The sequence below is a fragment of the Sphingomonas sp. NIBR02145 genome (assembly GCF_027359115.1).
Lineage (GTDB): Bacteria > Pseudomonadota > Alphaproteobacteria > Sphingomonadales > Sphingomonadaceae > Sphingomonas > Sphingomonas kyeonggiensis_A.
The window spans coordinates 1,399,602-1,418,414 of sequence record NZ_CP114791.1 but is presented as its reverse complement, the minus strand read 5'-3'; the positions used below and the strand labels follow the sequence as shown (position 1 = coordinate 1,418,414).

At 65.6% G+C, this 18,813-nt stretch carries 21 protein-coding genes; 7 read left to right on the top strand and 14 right to left on the bottom strand.

Features of this window, described 5'->3' with window-relative positions; all coding sequences use genetic code 11:
- Positions 1-69: 69 nt before the first annotated feature.
- Positions 70-543, bottom strand: a complete 474-nt coding sequence (locus O3305_RS06405; RefSeq protein WP_184165226.1) for a MarR family winged helix-turn-helix transcriptional regulator — start codon at positions 541-543, stop codon at positions 70-72.
- A 348-nt stretch (positions 544-891) separates the two neighbouring features.
- On the opposite strand from O3305_RS06405, the gene O3305_RS06400 reads away from it, so the two are divergent.
- A complete protein-coding gene (locus tag O3305_RS06400) occupies positions 892-2,220 on the top strand; it encodes a M24 family metallopeptidase (RefSeq protein WP_269575643.1) in 1,329 nt (442 codons plus the stop codon).
- Positions 2,221-2,463: 243 nt separating this feature from the next.
- Here O3305_RS06400 and O3305_RS06395 read toward each other — a convergent pair whose 3' ends face one another.
- The 8 genes from O3305_RS06395 to O3305_RS06360 are packed head-to-tail and all read right to left on the bottom strand — an operon-like array spanning position 2,464 to position 9,992.
- Positions 2,464-3,639, bottom strand: coding sequence for an acyl-CoA dehydrogenase (locus tag O3305_RS06395; RefSeq protein ID WP_269575642.1), 1,176 nt, complete (start codon positions 3,637-3,639; stop codon positions 2,464-2,466).
- Positions 3,640-3,650: 11 nt separating this feature from the next.
- Positions 3,651-4,055 (bottom strand): RidA family protein, encoded by a 405-nt coding sequence (locus O3305_RS06390; protein WP_269575641.1) that lies wholly within the window; start codon positions 4,053-4,055, stop codon positions 3,651-3,653.
- The gene (locus tag O3305_RS06385; RefSeq protein WP_269575640.1) at positions 4,052-4,456 is read right to left on the bottom strand and encodes an acyl-CoA thioesterase; all 405 of its coding nucleotides are present in this window, start codon (positions 4,454-4,456) and stop codon (positions 4,052-4,054) included. The genes O3305_RS06390 and O3305_RS06385 overlap by 4 nt, the downstream gene beginning before the upstream one ends.
- Positions 4,456-5,622, bottom strand: a complete 1,167-nt coding sequence (locus O3305_RS06380; protein WP_269575639.1) for an acyl-CoA dehydrogenase family protein — start codon at positions 5,620-5,622, stop codon at positions 4,456-4,458. The genes O3305_RS06385 and O3305_RS06380 overlap by 1 nt, the downstream gene beginning before the upstream one ends.
- Entirely contained in the window at positions 5,622-6,437 is an 816-nt protein-coding gene (locus O3305_RS06375; RefSeq protein WP_269575638.1) for an enoyl-CoA hydratase family protein, read from the bottom strand. The genes O3305_RS06380 and O3305_RS06375 overlap by 1 nt, the downstream gene beginning before the upstream one ends.
- Positions 6,434-6,925 carry a MarR family winged helix-turn-helix transcriptional regulator gene (locus O3305_RS06370; RefSeq protein ID WP_269575637.1) on the bottom strand — a complete coding sequence of 164 codons (492 nt, stop codon included), beginning with the start codon at positions 6,923-6,925 and terminating at the stop codon, positions 6,434-6,436. The genes O3305_RS06375 and O3305_RS06370 overlap by 4 nt, the downstream gene beginning before the upstream one ends.
- On the bottom strand, positions 6,922-7,683 hold the full coding sequence (locus O3305_RS06365) for an SDR family NAD(P)-dependent oxidoreductase (protein WP_269575636.1): 762 nt from the start codon (positions 7,681-7,683) through the stop codon (positions 6,922-6,924). Before O3305_RS06365 ends, O3305_RS06370 begins: the two co-directional genes overlap by 4 nt.
- Positions 7,684-7,688: 5 nt before the next feature.
- Positions 7,689-9,992: a bifunctional salicylyl-CoA 5-hydroxylase/oxidoreductase gene (locus O3305_RS06360; protein WP_269575635.1), complete on the bottom strand. Its 2,304-nt coding sequence runs from the start codon at positions 9,990-9,992 to the stop codon at positions 7,689-7,691.
- 140 nt (positions 9,993-10,132) lie between these two features.
- Here O3305_RS06360 and O3305_RS06355 point away from each other — a divergent pair, with 140 nt between their 5' ends.
- From O3305_RS06355 to O3305_RS06335, 5 genes are all read left to right on the top strand, one after another.
- Positions 10,133-11,302, top strand: a complete 1,170-nt coding sequence (locus O3305_RS06355; RefSeq protein ID WP_269575634.1) for a pyridoxal phosphate-dependent aminotransferase — start codon at positions 10,133-10,135, stop codon at positions 11,300-11,302.
- A 118-nt stretch (positions 11,303-11,420) separates the two neighbouring features.
- Entirely contained in the window at positions 11,421-13,076 is a 1,656-nt protein-coding gene (locus O3305_RS06350; protein ID WP_269575633.1) for a DUF885 family protein, read from the top strand.
- Positions 13,077-13,214: 138 nt separating this feature from the next.
- On the top strand, positions 13,215-13,955 hold the full coding sequence (locus O3305_RS06345; protein WP_269575632.1) for a 2OG-Fe dioxygenase family protein: 741 nt from the start codon (positions 13,215-13,217) through the stop codon (positions 13,953-13,955).
- 55 nt (positions 13,956-14,010) lie between these two features.
- The gene (locus O3305_RS06340; RefSeq protein WP_269575631.1) at positions 14,011-14,514 is read left to right on the top strand and encodes an OsmC family protein; all 504 of its coding nucleotides are present in this window, start codon (positions 14,011-14,013) and stop codon (positions 14,512-14,514) included.
- Between the two features lie 300 nt (positions 14,515-14,814).
- Complete coding sequence (locus O3305_RS06335) at positions 14,815-15,396, top strand: outer membrane protein (RefSeq protein ID WP_269575630.1); 582 nt, start codon at positions 14,815-14,817, stop codon at positions 15,394-15,396.
- Positions 15,397-15,502: 106 nt separating this feature from the next.
- Here O3305_RS06335 and O3305_RS06330 read toward each other — a convergent pair whose 3' ends face one another.
- Entirely contained in the window at positions 15,503-15,952 is a 450-nt protein-coding gene (locus tag O3305_RS06330; RefSeq protein WP_269575629.1) for a DUF6916 family protein, read from the bottom strand.
- Between the two features lie 198 nt (positions 15,953-16,150).
- Here O3305_RS06330 and O3305_RS06325 point away from each other — a divergent pair, with 198 nt between their 5' ends.
- Positions 16,151-16,465, top strand: a complete 315-nt coding sequence (locus tag O3305_RS06325) for a DUF6916 family protein (RefSeq protein ID WP_269575628.1) — start codon at positions 16,151-16,153, stop codon at positions 16,463-16,465.
- Here the strand turns inward: O3305_RS06325 and O3305_RS06320 are convergent.
- Genes O3305_RS06320 through O3305_RS06305 form a run of 4 tightly spaced genes read right to left on the bottom strand, consistent with a single transcriptional unit; the run spans position 16,462 to position 18,548 of the window.
- Positions 16,462-16,977 carry a GNAT family N-acetyltransferase gene (locus O3305_RS06320; RefSeq protein WP_269575627.1) on the bottom strand — a complete coding sequence of 172 codons (516 nt, stop codon included), beginning with the start codon at positions 16,975-16,977 and terminating at the stop codon, positions 16,462-16,464. The genes O3305_RS06325 and O3305_RS06320 overlap by 4 nt on opposite strands.
- Before the next feature lie 16 nt (positions 16,978-16,993).
- Positions 16,994-17,521, bottom strand: coding sequence for a phage tail protein (locus tag O3305_RS06315; RefSeq protein ID WP_269575626.1), 528 nt, complete (start codon positions 17,519-17,521; stop codon positions 16,994-16,996).
- Between the two features lie 12 nt (positions 17,522-17,533).
- Complete coding sequence (locus O3305_RS06310) at positions 17,534-18,052, bottom strand: phage tail protein (RefSeq protein WP_269575625.1); 519 nt, start codon at positions 18,050-18,052, stop codon at positions 17,534-17,536.
- Between the two features lie 10 nt (positions 18,053-18,062).
- The gene (locus tag O3305_RS06305; RefSeq protein WP_269575624.1) at positions 18,063-18,548 is read right to left on the bottom strand and encodes a phage tail protein; all 486 of its coding nucleotides are present in this window, start codon (positions 18,546-18,548) and stop codon (positions 18,063-18,065) included.
- Positions 18,549-18,813 lie beyond the last annotated feature (265 nt).

Sequence of the window (18,813 nt, the reverse complement as noted above, 5' to 3'; positions counted from 1 at the left end):
CCCGGCCTTGAGCCGGGATGACGATGGAAGGGAACCATGACCCGGCTGGTTCGAGCCGGGGGCACGAGGTCACTCGATCGGCAGCTTGCTCAAATTCGCGCTGATCTTCTGCAGCGTGCGGAGCAGATGGGCGATGTCGCGGTCGCTCACCCCGTCCATCGCGCGGGTGAACTGGCGGCCGACGATCGGGGTCAGCTTGCGCAGGGTCTGCTGGCCGGCCGGGGTCAGCGTCACTTCGGTGATGCGGTTGTCCTCGGGGTTCGGCTCGGTGGTGACGAGGCCCTGCTCGACCATCCGGTCGATGATCCGGCTGATCGTCGAGCGCTTGGTCAGCGCCGCCTCGGCAATCGCGCCGATGCTGGCCGGCTGGCGCTCGCGCAGCACGGTCATCACCCGGTAGATCGGCTTGGACACGCCATGCTTGTGCAGCACGATGTCCATGTCCTCGTGATATTTGAAGTCGGCGTGCGCCATCAGGTAGAATGGCGAGTTTTCCAGGCGAAAATTGGGACTGCTCGGGTCGTAGACGGTGCGATTGTCCATCAGGTCCTCTGCCGCTCTTGTGGTTCTCTTAAGCGCACTCGTGGCCATGTTTCCCTCAATCTTTCCGCAGGATCAAGACGTTGCGCTGGGCCGGACGGTGCATGCAGACGGGTTAGTCGAAAACATATGCATTTGCACCTATCAATATGCATTCCCGCCCGAACGGGCCGGTAGCGGCTTGCCCGCCCGGCCTTGCAGGCGGGACGGCGGCAGGATTCGGTCCTGATCCTTTTCGGAGCGCCCCATGCCGATCGATCGGCAAAATATCAACGATAATCGCGTGATTATTGTTCCATTTCCGTTGTGGTCCTGTCACGTTCCCCATGAGGAAATCATGGGAGAACCACCTTGTCGTTCAAGCCTTTGCGCCGGCTGGCCCTGCTGCTCGCGATCCTGCCGCTGCTCGCCGCGCTGCCCGCACAGGGCCAGGAGGCCAAGCGCCGCTGGGATCAGATGTGCCAGATCCGCAAGGACAAGCTCGACCTGATCCTGCCCGAGGTGATGCGCGAGAACCGCATCGATATGTGGATCGTCGCCTCGCGCGAAGGGCATGACGATCCCAATGCCGGGCTGCTCGGCGGCGGCTATGTCGGCGATATCGGCTATTATGTCTTCACCGATCGCACCGGCAGCGGCCGGATCGAGCGCGCCGCGATGGGGATCGGCGGGGCAGGGTTCGATCAATGCCCGATCTATGACCTGAAAGTCTCGCCCGCCGAGCTGCGCAAGTTCGTCGAGGCGCGCGATCCGAAGCGGATCGGCATCAATGTCGCCTCCGAGATCGGCACCGCCGACGGGCTCAGCCATTCGCTGCATGGAAAGCTGGTCGAGACGCTCGGCCCGCTGCTGGCCGGGCGGCTGGTCCCGGCCGAGAAGCTGGTTTCCGACTTCCGCGCCCGTCACTCCGTCAATGAGATCGCTGCCTTCACCAGGACCGGGGAATATTCGCGCACCATCCTGGAGCGCGCGCTTTCCAACGAAGTGATCCTGCCCGGTCACACTACCACCGGCGATGTCGCCTGGTGGATGATGGAGCAACTCCACAAGGAGGGGCTGGGCAGCAGCTTCGGCTTGCCGAGCATCTATATCCTCGGCCCCGGCGAACGCGGGCCGGTCTCGGGCGATCATGTCATCCAGCCGGGCGACCTGATCACCGTCGACTGGGGCGTGAATTACCTGTTCTACTACACCGACATGAAGCGCATGGCCTATGTACTCAAGCCCGGCGAGAACGCGGCGCCGGCCGGCGTGCAGCGTGCCTATGACAAGGCGCAGGACATCCGCCGGATGATCCTCGACGTGATCCGCCCTGGCGTCACCGCGGGCGATGCGCTGGCCGCGGTCAACAAGCGGGTGGCGGAAACGCCGGGGCTGGTGCTTGGTCGCTATGATGATCCCAGCAAGGACATGAAGGTCTCCGACGTGGTGATCGGCAGCCACTCGGTGGGCGATTGGGGTCACGGCTCGGGCCCGTCGATCGCCGACTTCAACCCGCTGCGCATGACCTATCAGCTGCGGTCGAGCAATTTCCTGTCGATCGAGCTGTTCCTCTACACGCAGGTGCCCGAATGGGGCCCGCGCAAGATCAAGATCCCGCTCGAGGACAATGGCGTGGTCACCGATCGCGGCTTCGAATGGGCCTATCCGCCCAACAGCCGCATCCTGCTGGTGAAGTGAAGGGCAGGCCCGCTTGCAATGTAGGATTTCGCATGCTTGCCTTGGGCGGCTGGGCCTCTGGTCCGGCCGCTCCTTGAGGCTGCTGGCGAAATAGGATTACGCGCACGCAACATTGTTGCGAGTTGCGGCGCGCTTGCGGGAACTATGTCAACTTGAGGTGCCGAAAAACCCGCTCTTGGCCTGTACTTCGTGTACTTTGGCGAGTCAGCCGCCGGCCCGCTGTAGGAAGCGGGCCGGGCAAGATCAGAAGGCGGCGATCCCGGTGATAGCACGGCCGAGGATCAGCGCATGCACGTCGTGCGTGCCTTCATAGGTGTTGACCGTTTCCAGGTTCATCGCGTGGCGCATCACCTGGAACTCGCCCGAAATGCCGTTGCCGCCATGCATGTCGCGCGCGGCGCGGGCGATGTCGAGCGCCTTGCCGACATTGTTGCGCTTTACGATCGAGATCATCTCCGGCGCGAACCGGCCCGCGTCGATCAGCCGCCCGACGCGCAGCGAGGCCTGCAGGCCGAGGGCTATCTCGGTCTCCATGTCGGCCAGCTTCTTCTGGAAGAGCTGGGTCGCGGCAAGCGGGCGGCCGAACTGGTGGCGGTCCAGCCCATATTGGCGGGCGGCGTGGAAGCAGAACTCGGCGGCGCCAAGAGCACCCCAGCTGATCCCGTAGCGGGCGCGGTTCAGGCAGGAGAAGGGGCCCTTGAGCCCCTCGGCGTCGGGCAGCAGTGCGTCTTCCGGCACTTCGACATCGTCGAGCTGGATCATGCCGGTGATCGAGGCGCGCAGGCTCAATTTGCCTTCGATCTTCGGTGCCGAGAGGCCTTTGAGCCCCTTGTCGAGCACGAAGCCACGGATCGCCCCGCCATGTGCATCGGACTTGGCCCAGACGACGAAGACGTCGGCGATCGGGGCGTTGGAGATCCAGGTCTTGGCGCCGTTCAGCCGGTAGCCGCCGTCGATCTTCGTGGCGCGGGTGCGCATGCCGCCGGGGTCGGAGCCGGCATCGGGTTCGGTCAGGCCGAAGCAGCCGATCCACTCGCCGCTGGCGAGCTTCGGCAGGCACTTCTGCTTCTGGGCCTCGGAGCCGAAGGCGTGGATCGGGTACATGACCAGGCTCGACTGCACGCTCATCATCGAGCGGTAACCCGAGTCCACCCGCTCGACCTCGCGGGCGATCAGGCCATAGGCGACATAGGATGCGCCGACGCCGCCATAGGCTTCGGGGATGGTCGGCCCGAGCAGCCCGAGTTCGCCCATCTCGCGGAAGATGGCCGGATCGGTGACTTCCCGGTCGAACGCCTCGATTGCTCGCGGCGCGAGCCGTGCCTGGGCATAGTCACGCGCGGTGTCGCGGATCATCCGCTCCTCATCCTCCAGCTGCGCATCGAGCAGCAGGGGATCGGCCCAGTCGAATTTCTGCATTTTGGGGTTCCTCAGGCGGTGGGGACGACCGCGATCGTCTCGATCTCGATCTTGGCTTCGGCCTCGACCAGTGCCGCGACCTGAACCACGGCCATCGCCGGATAGTTGCGGCCGATCAGTTCGCGATAGGCGGCGCCGATCTCGGCGATCTGCGCGAGATATTCGTCGCGGCTGGTGACGTACCAGGTCATCCGGACGATATGCTCGGGGCCGGCTCCACCCTCGGCAAGGATCGCCAGCGTGTTGATCAGCACCTGGCGGAATTGCCCGGCGAGATCCGCCGAGACGAAGCGCTCTTCTTCGTCCCAGCCGACCACGCCGGCGGTGAACACCATCCGGCCACTGGCCGCGATGCCGTTGGCATAGCCGCGCGGGCGTTTCCAGCCGGGAGGGAGCAGGCTTTGATGGGCGGTCATTGGCATTCCGTTTCAAGGCGTTGGCGATATTCGGGAGGCCAGGGCTGCGAGGTGCCGCCGGCGAGCGCGATCAGCACCTGGGTAAGGCGGACGCTGAAGCGCGGCGCACCTTCGCAGGTCACTTCGACTTCGAGATCGATCGAGCTACGCCCGACCCGGGTGAGCTGCACGGTGAAGTCGAGCCGGTCGCCCAGTCTGCTCGGCGCGGTGAAGGTGGAGGTGAGGCTGACGGTGGGCAGGCCGAGCCCGCGGCCCATGTGCATAGCACGCCTGTCATCACCCAGCACGGCCGGGGTCCAGTCTTCCACCGCGGCGTCACACAGCTCGAGGCAGCGTGGGTAGAAGGCGATGCCCGCCGGGTCGCAGTGCGCGAAGCGCAGGGGGTAGGAGACGCGGAACATCAGCCCGCGCTCTGGGCGAGATGCTGGCGGGCGATGACGATCTTCTGCACCTCGGAGGCGCCCTCATAGATGCGCAGCGCCCGTACCTCCCGGTACAGCGCCTCGACCGGCGCGCCGACGGTGACGCCGAGGCCGCCGAAGATCTGCACGGCCTTGTCGATCACCTGCTGGGCGCTGTCGGTAGCGTGGAGCTTGGCCAGCGCCGCCTCGCGGGTGTTGCGTTGGCCCCGTACGTCGCGCAGCCAGCCGGCGCGGTAGATCAGCAGCGCCGATGTGTCGATATCGAGCACCATCTCGGCGAGCTTGGACTGGGTGACCGGATTGTCGGCCAGCGTGCCATCGCCCAGCTTGCGGGTGCGGGCCCGCGCTGTCGCTTCGTCGAGCGCGCGGCGGGCAAAGCCCAGCGCCGCCGCGCCCACGGTGGTGCGGAAGATGTCGAGCGTCGCCATCGCCGCCGCGAAACCCCGCCCGGCTTCACCGAGCAGCGCGTCGGCGGGCAGCGCCATGTCGGTGAACTCCAGCGTGGCGAGCGGGTGCGGCGCGATCACTTCGATCCGCTCGGTGACGCTGAGCCCCGGCGTCTCGGCATCGACGACAAAGGCGGAAATGCCCTTGGCGCCGGGTGCCTCGCCGGTGCGGGCGAAGAGGACGTAATAGTCCGCGATGCCGCCATTCGAGATATAGGTCTTCGCGCCGTTGACCCGCCAGCCATCGCCATGGCGCTCGGCCAGCGTCTCCATCGAGGCGACGTCGGAGCCCGAGCCCGGCTCGGTCAGCGCGAAGGCGGCGATCTTCTCGCCCCGCGCCACGGCGGGGAGATAGGTGGCCTTCTGCGCTTCGGTGCCGAACAGCGAGATCGTGCCCGATCCCAGCCCCTGCATGGCAAAGGCGAAGTCGGCCAGCCCCGAATGCCGCGCCAGCGTCTCGCGGATCAGTGCCAGCGAGCGGATGTCGATCGTGTCGTGCACGCCGCCCCAGGCAGCCGGCACGCAGTAGCGCAGCCAGCCGCCGTCGCCGAGCGCGCGGACCAGCCGGCGGCATTCGGCGTCCACCTCCGCGCCGTGATGATCGGAGAGGTTGGCGATGCACCAGGTCTCCAGCGCATCGGCCAGCTGGCGGTGCCCGTCGTCGAGGAAGGGCCAGTCGAGGAAGCTGCGGTCGGCCATCAGTCGCCCTCGAACACGGGCGTACGCTTCTCGGCAAAAGCCTCGAAAGCGCGGCGGAAGTCCTTTGTTGCCATGCAGATTGCCTGGGCTTGCGCTTCCATTTCGATCGCTGTTTCGACGCTCACGGCCCATTCGGTGTTGAGCTGGGTCTTGGTGATACCGTGCGCGAAGGTCGGGCCGGCGGCGATGCCGCGTGCCAGCGCCAGCGCTTCGTCGATCAGGCTCTCGGCCGGTACCAGCCGGTTGTGGAAGCCCCAGCGCTCGCCTTCCTCGGCGGACATCATCCGGCCGGTGTAGAGCAGGTCGGAGGCGCGGCCCTGGCCGATGATCCGCGGCAGGATCGCGCAGGCGCCCATGTCGCAGCCTGCGAGGCCGACGCGGGTGAACAGGAAGGCAGTCTTCGCCGCCGGCGTGGCGAGGCGCAGGTCCGATGCCATCGCCATGATCGCCCCGGCCCCCACGCAGATGCCGTCGATCGCCGCGACGATCGGCTGTGGGCAGGCACGCATCGCCTTGACCAGGTCGCCGGTCATCCGGGTGAAGGCGAGCAGCTCGGGCATCGCCATTTCGGTCAGCGGACCGATGATCTCATGGACGTCCCCGCCCGAGGAGAAATTGCCGCCGGCACCGGTGACCACCACTGCCTTGACCTGCGGCGTGTAGACGAGGTCGCGGAAGGTATCGCGCAGCTCGGCATAGCTTTCGAAGGTCAGCGGGTTCTTCCGTTCGGGCCGGTTGAGCGTGACCGTCGCCACACCCTCGCTAAAGGCCCAGCCGAAATGCTCCGGTGCGAAGCTGGTCGGATCCATGGTCATTCCTCTCCTTCCTCGGCGGCGAGCGAGTCCTTGAGCACGCCCAGAAGCTGGTGGAGCTGGCCGCGTTCCTCGCGGCCCAGTCCAGCCAGCATCGCTTCGATCCATTCGTGATGCGCCTCGGCCAGCCCGGCGAAGCATTCGCGCCCGAGCTGGGTCAGCCGCGCCACCGAGGAGCGGCCGTCGGTGGGCGAGGGGGCCAGGCTCACATAGCGATCGCGCACCAGCACCTGGACGACGCCGGTGACGTTGCCGTTCGAGACGAGCAGCGCCTGGGAAAGCTGGCCCATCGTCATCCCTTCCGGATGCCGGTCGAGCGCGGCCATCACGTCGAAGCGGGGCAGGGTGACGCCATATTGGTCGGCGAAGCGGCGCTTGAGGCGCTTTTCGATCACCGTGGTGCAGGTGAGCAGCCGCAGCCACAGCCGCACGCTGCCGCGATCGTCGAGCGCGCCGTCATGCTTCTCGCGGAGCGATGTGGCGCGGGTCACATCACTTCTCCGCCGGCGATCGGGATCGCCTGACCAGTCACCGATCCGCTGGCCGGCAGGCAGAGCCACACCGCCGCCGCGGCGACTTCCTCCGGCGTGATCAGCCGTTTCTGCGGATTGTGCCTGGTGAGCTCGGCAAGCGCCTCGGCTTCGCTGCGGCCGGTGCGGCTGGTGATCGTCGCGACCGCCTTCGCCACGATATCGGTATCGGTGAAGCCGGGGCAGAGCGCGTTGGCGGTGAGCGGGGTCGCGGCGAATTCGGCGGCGAGCGCGCGCATCAGCCCAATCGCGCCATGCTTCGAGGCGACATAGGGCGCGGTATAGCCATAGCCCTTGAGCCCCGCAGTCGAGGCCACGGTGACGATCCGCCCGGCAGGCGCCGCGAGCAGGTCGGGCAGGGCCGCCTGGCAGCAATCGAACAGCGCATCGAGATTGGTCGCCATCGTCTTGCGCCACGCCTCGGCACTGACCTTGGCGAAGGGCGCGCTGGGCGCGATGCCGGCATTGTTGACCAGGATGCCGATCGGGCCATGCGCCGCCCGGGCGGCCTCGAACGCGACATCGATCGATGCGCGGTCGGTCACGTCGGCGGAGACTGCGATCGCGCCGGGGATAGTCGCGGCCACGGCTTCGAGCGCGTCGAGCCGGCGACCCAGCAACGTCAGCCGGGCGCCCTCTTCGGCGAATGCGCGCGCAATCGCGGCACCGATCCCCGATCCGCCGCCGGTGACGACTGCATGAATGTCCTTGAGGCGCATCGGCGTCAGCTCCGGAGTGCCGCGCCGGTCTCGGCGGCACGTTGCAGGTTGCGGGCGAGCTGGCTCATCCCGCCAAGATATTGGGGCGGCACGCGCACCCCGCGATAGCCGTGCTGGGCGGCGGCGCGCAGCGTCCACATCGGATCGACCATATGCGGCCGCCCGATCGCGACCAGGTCGGCGCGGCCGGCGGCGAGGATCGAGTTGGCGTGGTCGGTCTCGAAGATATTGCCTACCGCCATGGTCGAGACGCGCGCCTCGTTGCGGATCTTGTCGGCAAAGGGCGTCTGGAACATGCGGCCATAGACCGGCTTGCACTCGGCCCAAGTCTGGCCGGCCGAGACGTCGATCAGATCGGCACCGGCTTCGCTGAAGGCGCGGGCGATCTCCACGGCCTCCTCGGGCGTGACGCCCTGGTCGCCCATCCAGTCGGTTGCCGAGATGCGGACCGACATCGGCCGTTCGGCGGGCCAGGCGGCGCGCATCGCCGCGAACACCTCGAGTGGATAGCGCAGCCGGTTCTCCAGGCTGCCGCCATAGTCGTCGGTGCGGGTGTTCTGCAGCGGCGTAATGAAGCTCGAGAGCAGGTATCCGTGGGCGGCGTGCAGTTCGATCATGTCGAAGCCGGCATCGACTGCCATCCGCGCCGCCGCGACGAACTGGTCGCGCACCGCGTCCATGTCGGCGCGGGTCATCGGTCGGGGCGTCGCGTTGCCCGCGCTCCACGGCACGTCCGAGGCGGCGATCAGCGGCCAGTTTCCGCTGTCGAGCGGCTGGTCCATGCCTTCCCAGCCGATCTTCGTCGAGCCCTTGGCACCCGAATGGCCGAGCTGGAGGCAGATCTTCGCACCGCTGTTCGCATGGACGAAATCGGTGACCCGCCGCCACGCCGCGACATGCTCGGGCGCGTACATGCCCGGGCAGCCCGGCGTGATCCGCCCCTCGGGCGAGACGCAGGTCATCTCGGTATAGACGAGGCCGGCACCGCCCTGGGCGCGGGTGCCGTAATGGACGAGGTGGAAGTCGTTCGGCGTACCGTCCACCGCCGAGTACATCGCCATGGGCGAGACGACGACGCGGTTGTCCAGCGCCATCTCGCGCAGCCTGTAGGGCGCGAACATCGGCGGGACCGGCTTGTCGCCCTTGCCGCCCGGCGCCTGGGCCTGAAACCAGCGCTCCACGCCTTCCAGCCATTCCGGGTCGCGCAGGCGGAGGTTCTCATGGCTCACGCGCTGCGATCGGGTGAGCAGCGAATAGGCGAACTGGATCGGCGCGAAGGGCAGATAGCGGTCGAGCGTCTCGAACCATTCGGTCGAGTTGCGCGCGCTGTTCTGCAGCTTGAGCACTTCGACGCTGCGCTCGGCCTGGTATTCGGCCAGCGCCTGTTCGCGGCCGAGCCCGGGGCGGTTGAGCACTTCGGCGAGCTTGATCGCGTCCTCTAGCGCCAGCTTGGTGCCCGATCCGATCGAGAAATGCGCGGTGTGCGCCGCGTCGCCGAGCAGGATCAGCTTGTCGTACGACCAGCGCCCGGTGACGATCCGGCGGAAGTTGAGCCAGGCCGCCGAGCCGCGCAGATGCCCGGCGTTCGACATCAGCGCGTTGCCGTCGAGATACTTGCCGAACACCCGCTCGCTGAAGGCGATTGCATCGTCCTGGCCCGCCTGGTCGAGGCCGAGCGCGTGCCAGGTCTCCGGCGCCATCTCGACGATGAAGGTCGATAGGCTGTCGTCGAAGCGATAGGCGTGCGCCCAGACCCATCCTTCCGGGAGCTGTTCGAAGGCGAAGGTGAAGGCGTCGAACACCTTGTGCGTGCCGAGCCAGATATATTTGTTGCGGCGCGGCTGGATGTCGATGTCGAAATGCTCGGCATAGCGGTCGCGGATGCGGCTGTTGGCGCCGTCGGCGACGATGACCAGGTCATAATCCGCCCAGTCGGCCAGGTCGTCGCTTGCCTCATGCTCGAAATGGAGCTGCACCCCAAGGTCGCGGGCGCGCTGCTGCAGGATCGCCAGCAGCCGCTTGCGCCCGATGCCGATGAAGCCATGGCCGGAGGAGCGGATGCACTCGCCATGGATATGGACGTCGATATCGTCCCAATGCGCGAACTCGCCGCGGATCGTCTCGCCGCTGACGGGATCGTTGGCCATCAGGTTCTCGACCGTCTGGTCGGAGAAGACCACGCCCCAGCCGAACGTGTCGTCGGCGCGGTTGCGCTCGAAGACGTGGATGTCGTGGCTGCTGTCGCGCACCTTCATCGAGATGGCGAAATAGAGCCCCGCCGGCCCGCCGCCCACGCATGCGATCTTCATCGAGCAGTACTCCCTCGCGGCGACTCTGTCCGTGTCACCTAACGCTCGCAGCGTAGATATTTCAAGCCTGAAATTTCAAGCTTGAAATATCATATATCACGCAATTATTCACGGGTAATGGAGTCGAAAAGGGGTCGAGAATGAAGTGGCCGGCACAGCGCCTCACGGGCGGATCGAAGAAGAGCTTCGGCATGTATGACGAAGCGTCCAAGCTGGATGCAGCGGGGGTGGACCTGATCCATCTCGAGTTCGGCCGGCCGCATGCGGATACGCCGCTCCACATCAAGGAGGCCGCCAAGGCTGCGCTCGATGCTGGTATCGTCCATTACGGCGATTTCCGCGGCACGCTCTCCTTCCGCCAGGCGCTGGTGAAGAAGCTTACCGAGTTCAACAGGCTCGACTACGGCGTCGACGAGGTGCTCGTGTGCAACGGGCTTACCCATGCCTCGTTCGCCGCCTTCATGGCCGCGATCGATCCGGGCGACGAAGTGATCCTGCTTGATCCCTATTACCCCCAGCATATCGGCAAGACCGAGCTGGCGGGCGGCAAGGTGGTGATCGCCGGGCTCGACAAGGCCGACAATTTCGCGATCTCGAAGGAAAAGATCGAAGCGAAGATCACCGATCGCACCCGGATGATCGTGCTGGTCAACCCGGCCAATCCGACCGGCCGCGTCTATAGTCGCGAGGAGCTGCAGCAGGTCGCCGACCTGGCGATCGCGCATGACCTGCTGGTGCTGTCGGACGAAGTCTATGAGTACATCACCTATGGCAAGGCGGAGCATGTCAGCATCGCCAGCCTGCCGGGCATGCGGGAGCGGACGATCACCTGCTTCGCCTTCACCAAGGCCTATTCGATGGACGGCTGGCGGATCGGTTACCTGACCGCGGATGCGAAGCTGATGCCCGCGATCATGCGCATCACCATGACCGACGTGACCCACGTCAACGTCTTCATCCAGGAGGGCGCGCGTGCGGCGGTCGAGGGACCGCAGGATGCGATGCTGGCGATGGTCGAGGCCGATCGCCGCAAGCGCGACATCGTCGTCCAGGCGCTGAACCAGATGCCCGGGGTCGCCTGCGCCGAGCCCGAAGGTACGATCTATGCCTTTCCGGACATCAGCGGCACCGGCCGTTCCTCGCAGGATCTCGCCATGGCGATCCTCAAGGAAGCGCATGTCGTGGTCGAATCCGGCAGCTTCTACGGGCCGGGCGGGGAAGGGCATCTGCGCGTCTGCTTCGGATCGGAGTCCGAGGCGCGGGTGACCGAAGCGATGGAGCGGCTGGCGCGGTTCTTCAACACGTTGTGATGGCACTCTCGTCATCCCGGCCTTGAGCCGGGATCCCGCTTGTTTCCGCAGCCAGAGGGAGCGGGATCCCGGCTCAAGGCCGGGGTGACGACAGGTTTCAATTCGAGGAGAAATGGGGATGAAGAAGCGTCTGGGTCTTGCCGCCGCCTTGCTGGCCTTGCCGGCGCTTCCGATCCCCCTTGCACCGCCCGCTTCTGCTCAGGCGGAAGCTCCAGCGGCACAGGGCTATGACGCCCTGCTCGCGCTCTACAAGGAATTCCGCGCCTTCGTGCCGCCGCCGATGGTCAAGGGCGTGCCCGACTATTCGCCAGCGACGATGGCGCGCCACTATGCCGAGCTCCAGCGCTTCGAGGCGCGGCTGGCGGCGATCGACGACGGCAAATGGCCGGTCCCGCAGCGCGTCGATTACATGGTCGTCCTCGCCGAGATGCGCGGGCTCGAGTTCCAGCACCGGGTGATGCAGCCATGGAAGCGTGATCCGGCCTTCTACAGCACCACCAATCTCGGCTTCGGGCCGAAGATGCACGGCGCCATAGCCATCCCGAAGCTGCCGATCGCCAGGGACAAGGCCGAGGTGCTGGCGGCGAAGCTCAACGCGGTGCCGGAAGCCCTGCGCCAGGCGCGGGCGAACCTCACCGATGCGCGGGGCGATCTCGCAAGGCTGGCGATCGTGCAGAAGCAGGTCGAGGTGAACGTCTATGGCGAGCTGGCCGCCCAGGCAGCGAAGCTTCAGCCTTCGCTCGTCGCGCCGGCGAAGCGCGCCCAGGCCGCGGCGGCCGAGTTCAAGGCCTGGCTCGAAAGCATCGAGGCCACCTTGCCTGCATATGGCGGTGTGGGGGCCGAGAACTATGCCTGGTATCTCAAGCACGTCCTCCTGCTGCCCTATACGCCTGAAGAGGTCCGGGTGATCGGCGAGCGCGAATATCAGCGCCAGCTCGCCTTCCTGAAGATCGAGGAGCATCGCAACCGCGCCATCCCGATGCCCGAGCCGGTCAAGACCCGCGCCGAGTTCGATGCCAAGCGCAAGGTAGAGGACGAGGACCTGCTCCGGTTCCTCCGCGACGGCGATTGGGTGACCATCCCGGACTATGTGAAGCATGACCCGGAGGAGGGGCCGTACCAGTTCCCCTTCGAGAAGGATCCGTCAAAGCCGGGCCTGTTCGATCCGCCCCAGCACCTCCACTTCTTCTTTCAGGCAGAGTTCCGCGATGGCCGCCCGCTGCGCGCGCACAACCTGCCCGGCCATGCCTTTGATGCACTGCAGGCGGCGCGCGACACGCGACCGGTGCGCGGCCAGCCGCGGCTGTTCTTCGTCAACGGCCTGCGCAACGAGGGCTGGGCCTTCTATCTCGAGGAGTTCCTGATCCAGTCGGGCATGCTCGAGGGCCGCCCCAAGGCGCGCGAGATCGACTATATCCTCGGCGCGAAGCGCGCCGCGCGCATCCTGCCCGAGCTGAAGATGCAGGCGAACGAATGGACCTGGCGGCAAGCCAATGCCTCGCTGGTCTCTCGCACGCCCAAATGGATGGCTCCTGGGGATGCGGTCGCCCAGTTCGATATCGAACTCTACCTGCGCCAGCCGGGCTATGGCATCGGCTATTACATGGGCAAGGTCGAGCTGGAGAAGCTGCTCGCCGATGTCGCGATGCAGGAAGGCGACAAGTTCGACATCAAGTCGTTCCATGATCGCTTCCGTGCTGCCGGTTCGATCCCGATCTCGCTGATCCGCTGGGAAATGACGGGCAAGGACGATGAGGTCCGCGCCTTGCGATGACCAGCGAATGTGCTGCCGGGATGCGGCCCGGGCGGCATTTTCGCGGCGCTGGCCCGGCGGGAGCGATTTTTGCGACCGAAGTCTGGCTTGCCGTGCGCCGGGCATCGGCGCATGGAAGCCGCACGAACGGGACGAGGCATGGATTTCAGCGCAATTGCGGGACCAGGCGCCGGGCTGGCGCAGCAGCTTGCCGACAAGGGCTATGTGCATGTCGATGCCGCGGATTTCCGCGCGATGGCGCATGCCGCCGACCCGGGGGAATTCGCGCGCTTCGCGGCGAGCTGGGATGATCTCGCCCAGGACGAGTACATGGCGGATGGCGGCCGCTATCGCCGCCGGCGCTATGCCGCGTTCACCTTCCAGGGCGCACAGGCGCTGCGCAAGGCGCACCAGCCGCATTTCCAGAGCATCGACTATAACCCGCTGAACGGCGACACCCAGCGCTGGTTCGCGCCGGCTACCGATGCGCTGGTTGACCTTCCGATCACGCGCAACCTGTTTGCGCTGTGCACGCCGCTATTCTCGGCGCTTGATGGCGATCCCGAACAGCGCTGGGACGGTGAATTCCATCAGTTCCGGATCGAAGCGCTGGGCGGAGAGGCGGGCCAGCCCACGCCCGAGGGCATGCACCGCGACGGGGTGGACTGGGTGCTCGTCATGCTGGTCGACCGGCGCAACGTCGAAGCCGGCACCACGCACATCATCGACGAGGCAGGCCGTCGCGACAGCTTTACGCTGGTTACCCCGGGCGAGGCAGTATTGCTTGATGATCGCCGGATCCGGCACGGCGTTACCGCGATCCACGCGCTGGACCCGGCCCTTTCCGCTTGCCGGGATGTGCTGGTGGTTACCTGGCGTCGGGCCCGGCGCCGGGATTAGCCGCGCCTGTCGGAAGGAATGCCCGCTGCCGGGCCGCAACAACGAGGTGAAGTGGATGCAGACGAACGATACGCTCGATGAAGCTGTCGCCACCAAGAGCGGGACGGGGCGGTTCCAGCTGGAAATATCGGCCGGTGGTGCGCATTTCATGGCGGACGAACCAGTCGAGGTAGGCGGCCTCGGCGCCGGTCCCACTCCCTACCAACTGCTCGCCGCCGCGCTTGCTGCCTGCACGACAATGACGCTCCAGCTCTACGCGGATCGCAAGGGCTGGCCCGTGCGCGTGCATTGCACTGCGGTCGGGCATCGGCGCGAGGAGGGGCAGAACCCGCCGGACGTGTTCTCTCGCCGGATCAAGTTCGAAGGCGAGATCACGCCTGAGCAGCGTAGCCGGCTGCTGGAGATCGCCGATCGCTGTCCCGTGCACCGTACGCTCACCGAAGGCGTGCGGGTGCGTACTGCCGAGGCGCTGCCCGAGGCCGCGCCCGCCATTGCCCATATGGCGGACATGGAGGCGCTGATTGCCGTCGGTCGAGGGTCGTTCGACTTCACTGAATGACCCGCGCAAAAGAAGGGCGGCCCCAATGGAGCCGCCCGCAAGTTCAGGAGAGGATGCCCGGGAGAGGGCAAGGGAGAGCTTCGCCCGGAATCATGTGCTCTCGCCATTATACGATGATATGCATCTGCCCATGTCAGGCTCGCCGCGCTGTGTAACTTGGTTGACCATCTGGATAATACCTTGGGATAATCTGAGTGTTACTCAGGGTGTCTAATACTTTTGTAGCCTGATGCTCCCGGGATTTCGTCCCTAGCTCGCCTCCATCGATCACTGGCTGATCGGATTGAAAAGGAGGCTCATATGTTCAAGAAGTTCATCGCTCCCGCCATTGTGCTGGCATCCGTCGCAGTCGCGGCGCCCGCAATGGCGCAGGAAAGCGCTCCGTTCACCGGCGCCCGCGTTGCCGTCACCGGTGGCTGGGACCGCGTCGATCACCGCGGCGAGGATGGTTCGGGTTTTGTCTATGGCGGCACTGCCGGCTACGACGTGGCGGTGGGTGATCTGCGCCTGGCGCCCGAAGCCGAAGTGACCGGCACCACCCAGAAGTCGTGCTTCACCCAGGCCAATGGCCGGCTGTGCGAGCGTGGCGACCGCGATTTCTATGTAGGCGGCCGCATCGGCTATGTCGCGGCGCCGCGGGTGCTGGTCTATGGCAAGGCGGGCTACACCAATGCCCGTTTCGGCGATCGTCTCACCAGCACCAACGCGGGTGCCGTCACTACGATCGAAAGCCATGACGATCGCTCGGGCTTCCGCCTCGGCGCCGGTGTCGAATATGATGTTACCCGGCAATTCTTCCTGACCAGCGAGTATCGCTACTCAAACTATTCCGGCGGCTTCTCGCGCAATCAGGTCCTGGGTGGCGTCGGGTTCCGTTTCTGACCCGCCGGTATCGAGGAAAGAAAAAGGGCGCGTCCGCAACCGGTCGCGCCCTTCTTTTCGCTGGCCGGCGATCGCCCATGCGGGCGAAGCCGATAGTTTCTCTTGGCTAGTTGAGCAGGGCGGTGATGACGCCCTGGCCATTGCTCTGTCCGGGCATGCCGAGGAACAGATCGAAACTGCCCTTGGTCGCGTGCGACAGCTGGTAGGTCTTCTGGCCGGCGGGTACCTGGCCAAGCGCCATCTGGAAGGTCGCGAAGAAGCCCAAGTGCCGTGCCAGATTGGTGGGACGCGATGCATCCACGATCTGCTCCAGGCTGGCGAGCGTGGCGGTAACCTTGCCGCTGGGCGTGGTGATCACGAAGGAGGAGCCGAGCAGTTTCTGCCAGTCGCTCATCTCGGATGCGGTCAGCACCGGCCCGCTCGGCGTTGCCTCCGCGACAGGCGTGACGACGCTGCCAGTGCTGGAACTGCCACCGCCACCGCTGCATCCGGCGACTCCGGCCCCCGCTGCAATCACACCCCCAACCACGAAGCTTCGACGCGAGCTGTAAGTCATTGTTTCCGCTTTTCTTGCGGCCAGGCCCGAGTGCGACGCTTTGCACGGACCTTTCCCCCGAGCGGCCTTCCTACCATTTCGGTGCGGATACTGCACTCGTGAATTATGGGGCACCGGCCCAACGCGGGATTGGCCAGACCGGCATGGCCTGCCTATAGCGGGAATGTCGCGCGCATGCGGCCTGGGAGGATTGACGACATGACGTTCGATGCCGCTTCGCCGGGGACCTCCGCGCCGCTCACGCTGGCTGATTTCGCGGACCGGGTCGGCGAGGCTTTCGTCATCGAAACCGAAGTCGGTGCGCAGCGGCTCGCACTCGCAAAGGTGCAGGAACTGCCCCAGGCGGCGCGCGAAGAGGGCGGTTTCCGTCTGGAGTTCCTCGGACCGTCCGAACCGCGACTCCCCCAGGCGATCTACGCCTTCCCGGTCGGGGATGCGATGCACGACATCTTCATCGTGCCGATCGGGTTCGATCCGGCGGGCGGCATCCGGTACGAGGCAGTCTTCTTCTAAGCCGGTTCGGAGGCACGCGGCGTGCCGAGCTCCATCAGCTCGTAAATGCCCTTGTCCTCGGTGACGACGAAGCCGAGACGCTGATAGAGGCGCCGCGCGGGATTGAATTTCTCGACATGGATCGAGACGCCCTTGCCCTGGCCGGCGGCCCATTCGATCAGGTCGCGCAATATCGCCTCGCCCAGGCCCTGACCGCGCGCCGCGGGCATCAGCGAAATGTCGACGATGCGCAGTTCGTGTGTCCACGCATCGACATAGAGCCTGCCGATCGCCGCACCATTCCGCTCGAGGATCAGCCGCTCGGCGTTGGGATAATAGGTAACGTAATGATGGTGCTGGGCGCTGTGCTGCTGGGTCAGGAACGCGCGCTTCTGTTCCGCCGGCCAGTCGCTCAGCGCCAGCTCTTCTTCCCGCGTGGAGAAGTAGAGTGCTTCGACAAAGCCGAAATCGCCCTCCACGAACGGCCGATACGACAGGTCGAAGCGCGCGGCGGCGTGGAGGGGCGGGGGCATGATCGCGCGTATACGGTCAGGAGCGGGGCGGGAACACGCCCTGCATCGCAATGCAGAAATAGAAGGTCAGATAGGGCTGCATATTGTTGTGCGGAGCGCTGCCACCGGCCGACGAGAGCGCCTGCGGCGACATGGTGGCCAGGTTGGTGTTGGTCGTGGTCTGGTAGAGCGAACCGCCGGTGCTGGTGGAAAGCGAAACGCCGTTCGCAAGCGTCCCCTGGGTGGCATCCTCAACCGAAGCGCGCAGCGTATGCGTATGGTTCGGGATTTCCGACTCGAGCAGGGTCACCGTTTCGGTGCCGCTGATCTCGCCCAGATCGTGCAAGGACAGGCCGGGGCCTTGTCCCGGATGCATCGGCGCGCGGCCCTGCATGTCCGGAAGCGCGAAAGTGCTCTTGCCGTTGCCGCCATAGGTGGTGCCCAGCAGCGAGAAAAGTGCGGTGTTCTGTGAGAGCGGCAGCAACTGCCCGTCGCACCACGCCCAACCCCTGGGCGCGAAGTTGAACGGGAAGATACGGATCTCGGCGACAAAGGGATCGGCCATGGTGCGTTCCTCTCAGTTCTGGCTCGGGAAGATGCCGAACAGCGAGATGATGTAGTTCAGGCAGAGATACGGCTGGAAATTGGTGTGCGGCTGGCTGCCGCCGATCGAGGTGATCGAAGTGGCGGACATCGCCGTGTCCGCAGCCTCACCCGAATAAAGCTTCACCAGCGTCGAGCTGGCGAGGACGTTATTCTTCGGATTGGCCTGCGTGCCGTTGCCGGATGCACCCAGCAAAGGATGGCTGTGCGCGGGAATCTGGTTGATCGATAGCGTCACTTCCTCGGCGCCGCCGGTCTCGGCCAGCGTGTAATTCGTGCCGCTGCTGCCGGTGCCCTGGTGGATCGCCAGGCGTCCGCGCAGGTCGGGCAGGGCGAAGGTGCTCTGGCCATCGCCGCCATAGGTGGTGCCGATAAGGTTGAACAGCGTCTCGTTCTCGGAGATCGGGATGAGCTGTCCTTCGCAGAACATCCATCCCGCGGGGGCGAAGTTTCCGGCGAAGATGCGAAGCTCGCCGACATAAGGCTGTGCCATGGAGCTTTCCTCAGTTCGGGGACGGGAAGATGCCCGCAAGGGCGATGCAGTAGCTCAGCGTCAGGAACGGCTGCATGTTCAGGTGCGCTTGGCTGCCGCCGTTATTGGCGACTGTGGCGGCGTTCAGCGCGACCGCACTCGGCGTGAAGCCCGTCGAATAGGCGTTGCCCGGCTCGGCCGAGAGTACATAGCCGGTGCCGCCGAAATTGGGGTTCACCGCATTGCCGTTGGCGTTCGACGCCTGGAGAAAGTGCACGTGGGTGGGTATCTCGCTGATGCTCAGCGTGTGCGCCTCCTCACCGGCGCGATCGCCCAGGAAGTGGCCGTTGCCGACATGGATCGGCACGCGCCCGCGCAGGTCGGGCAGGGCGAAGGTGGTCTGGCCGTTGCCGCCATAGGTGGTGCCCAGCAGCGAGAACAGCGCCTGGTTCTGGTTGATCGGCAGGAACTGGCCATTGCACAGCGCCCAGTTCTTGGGCGCGAAGACAAATGACATCAGCCGGATTTCCGACAAAAATGGTTCTGCCAACGCTAGTCTCCCCCGAACATCCCGGATCAAGACCTAACCGAAACGAAAGAGCCTGACCATAGGGCTTGGTGCGGCACTGCCCCGCAATGACGCGATGTCTTCCGGAACACTACGTATTAGATAGCTTGAGACCTGAAGCCTGGGGTGGTAGCCGTTAACCAGGCGTCACAATCCATCCGTCGAGTCATTGGCACGAACGCCGATGTCAGGGTTTGCACGCCGATCGGGGGAG

What these genes read in the sequence shown, in the direction of transcription:
- O3305_RS06405 (WP_184165226.1), bottom strand. Translation starts at nt 543, where the DNA reads ATGGACAATCGCACCGTCTACGACCCGAGCAGTCCCAATTTTCGCCTG.
- O3305_RS06395 (WP_269575642.1), bottom strand. Translation starts at nt 3,639, where the DNA reads ATGCAGAAATTCGACTGGGCCGATCCCCTGCTGCTCGATGCGCAGCTG.
- O3305_RS06390 (WP_269575641.1), bottom strand. Translation starts at nt 4,055, where the DNA reads ATGACCGCCCATCAAAGCCTGCTCCCTCCCGGCTGGAAACGCCCGCGC.
- O3305_RS06385 (WP_269575640.1), bottom strand. Translation starts at nt 4,456, where the DNA reads ATGTTCCGCGTCTCCTACCCCCTGCGCTTCGCGCACTGCGACCCGGCG.
- O3305_RS06380 (WP_269575639.1), bottom strand. Translation starts at nt 5,622, where the DNA reads ATGGCCGACCGCAGCTTCCTCGACTGGCCCTTCCTCGACGACGGGCAC.
- O3305_RS06375 (WP_269575638.1), bottom strand. Translation starts at nt 6,437, where the DNA reads ATGACCATGGATCCGACCAGCTTCGCACCGGAGCATTTCGGCTGGGCC.
- O3305_RS06365 (WP_269575636.1), bottom strand. Translation starts at nt 7,683, where the DNA reads ATGCGCCTCAAGGACATTCATGCAGTCGTCACCGGCGGCGGATCGGGG.
- O3305_RS06360 (WP_269575635.1), bottom strand. Translation starts at nt 9,992, where the DNA reads ATGAAGATCGCATGCGTGGGCGGCGGGCCGGCGGGGCTCTATTTCGCC.
- O3305_RS06355 (WP_269575634.1), top strand. Translation starts at nt 10,133, where the DNA reads ATGAAGTGGCCGGCACAGCGCCTCACGGGCGGATCGAAGAAGAGCTTC.
- O3305_RS06350 (WP_269575633.1), top strand. Translation starts at nt 11,421, where the DNA reads ATGAAGAAGCGTCTGGGTCTTGCCGCCGCCTTGCTGGCCTTGCCGGCG.
- O3305_RS06345 (WP_269575632.1), top strand. Translation starts at nt 13,215, where the DNA reads ATGGATTTCAGCGCAATTGCGGGACCAGGCGCCGGGCTGGCGCAGCAG.
- O3305_RS06340 (WP_269575631.1), top strand. Translation starts at nt 14,011, where the DNA reads ATGCAGACGAACGATACGCTCGATGAAGCTGTCGCCACCAAGAGCGGG.
- O3305_RS06335 (WP_269575630.1), top strand. Translation starts at nt 14,815, where the DNA reads ATGTTCAAGAAGTTCATCGCTCCCGCCATTGTGCTGGCATCCGTCGCA.
- O3305_RS06330 (WP_269575629.1), bottom strand. Translation starts at nt 15,952, where the DNA reads ATGACTTACAGCTCGCGTCGAAGCTTCGTGGTTGGGGGTGTGATTGCA.
- O3305_RS06325 (WP_269575628.1), top strand. Translation starts at nt 16,151, where the DNA reads ATGACGTTCGATGCCGCTTCGCCGGGGACCTCCGCGCCGCTCACGCTG.
- O3305_RS06320 (WP_269575627.1), bottom strand. Translation starts at nt 16,977, where the DNA reads ATGCCCCCGCCCCTCCACGCCGCCGCGCGCTTCGACCTGTCGTATCGG.
- O3305_RS06315 (WP_269575626.1), bottom strand. Translation starts at nt 17,521, where the DNA reads ATGGCCGATCCCTTTGTCGCCGAGATCCGTATCTTCCCGTTCAACTTC.
- O3305_RS06310 (WP_269575625.1), bottom strand. Translation starts at nt 18,052, where the DNA reads ATGGCACAGCCTTATGTCGGCGAGCTTCGCATCTTCGCCGGAAACTTC.
- O3305_RS06305 (WP_269575624.1), bottom strand. Translation starts at nt 18,548, where the DNA reads ATGTCATTTGTCTTCGCGCCCAAGAACTGGGCGCTGTGCAATGGCCAG.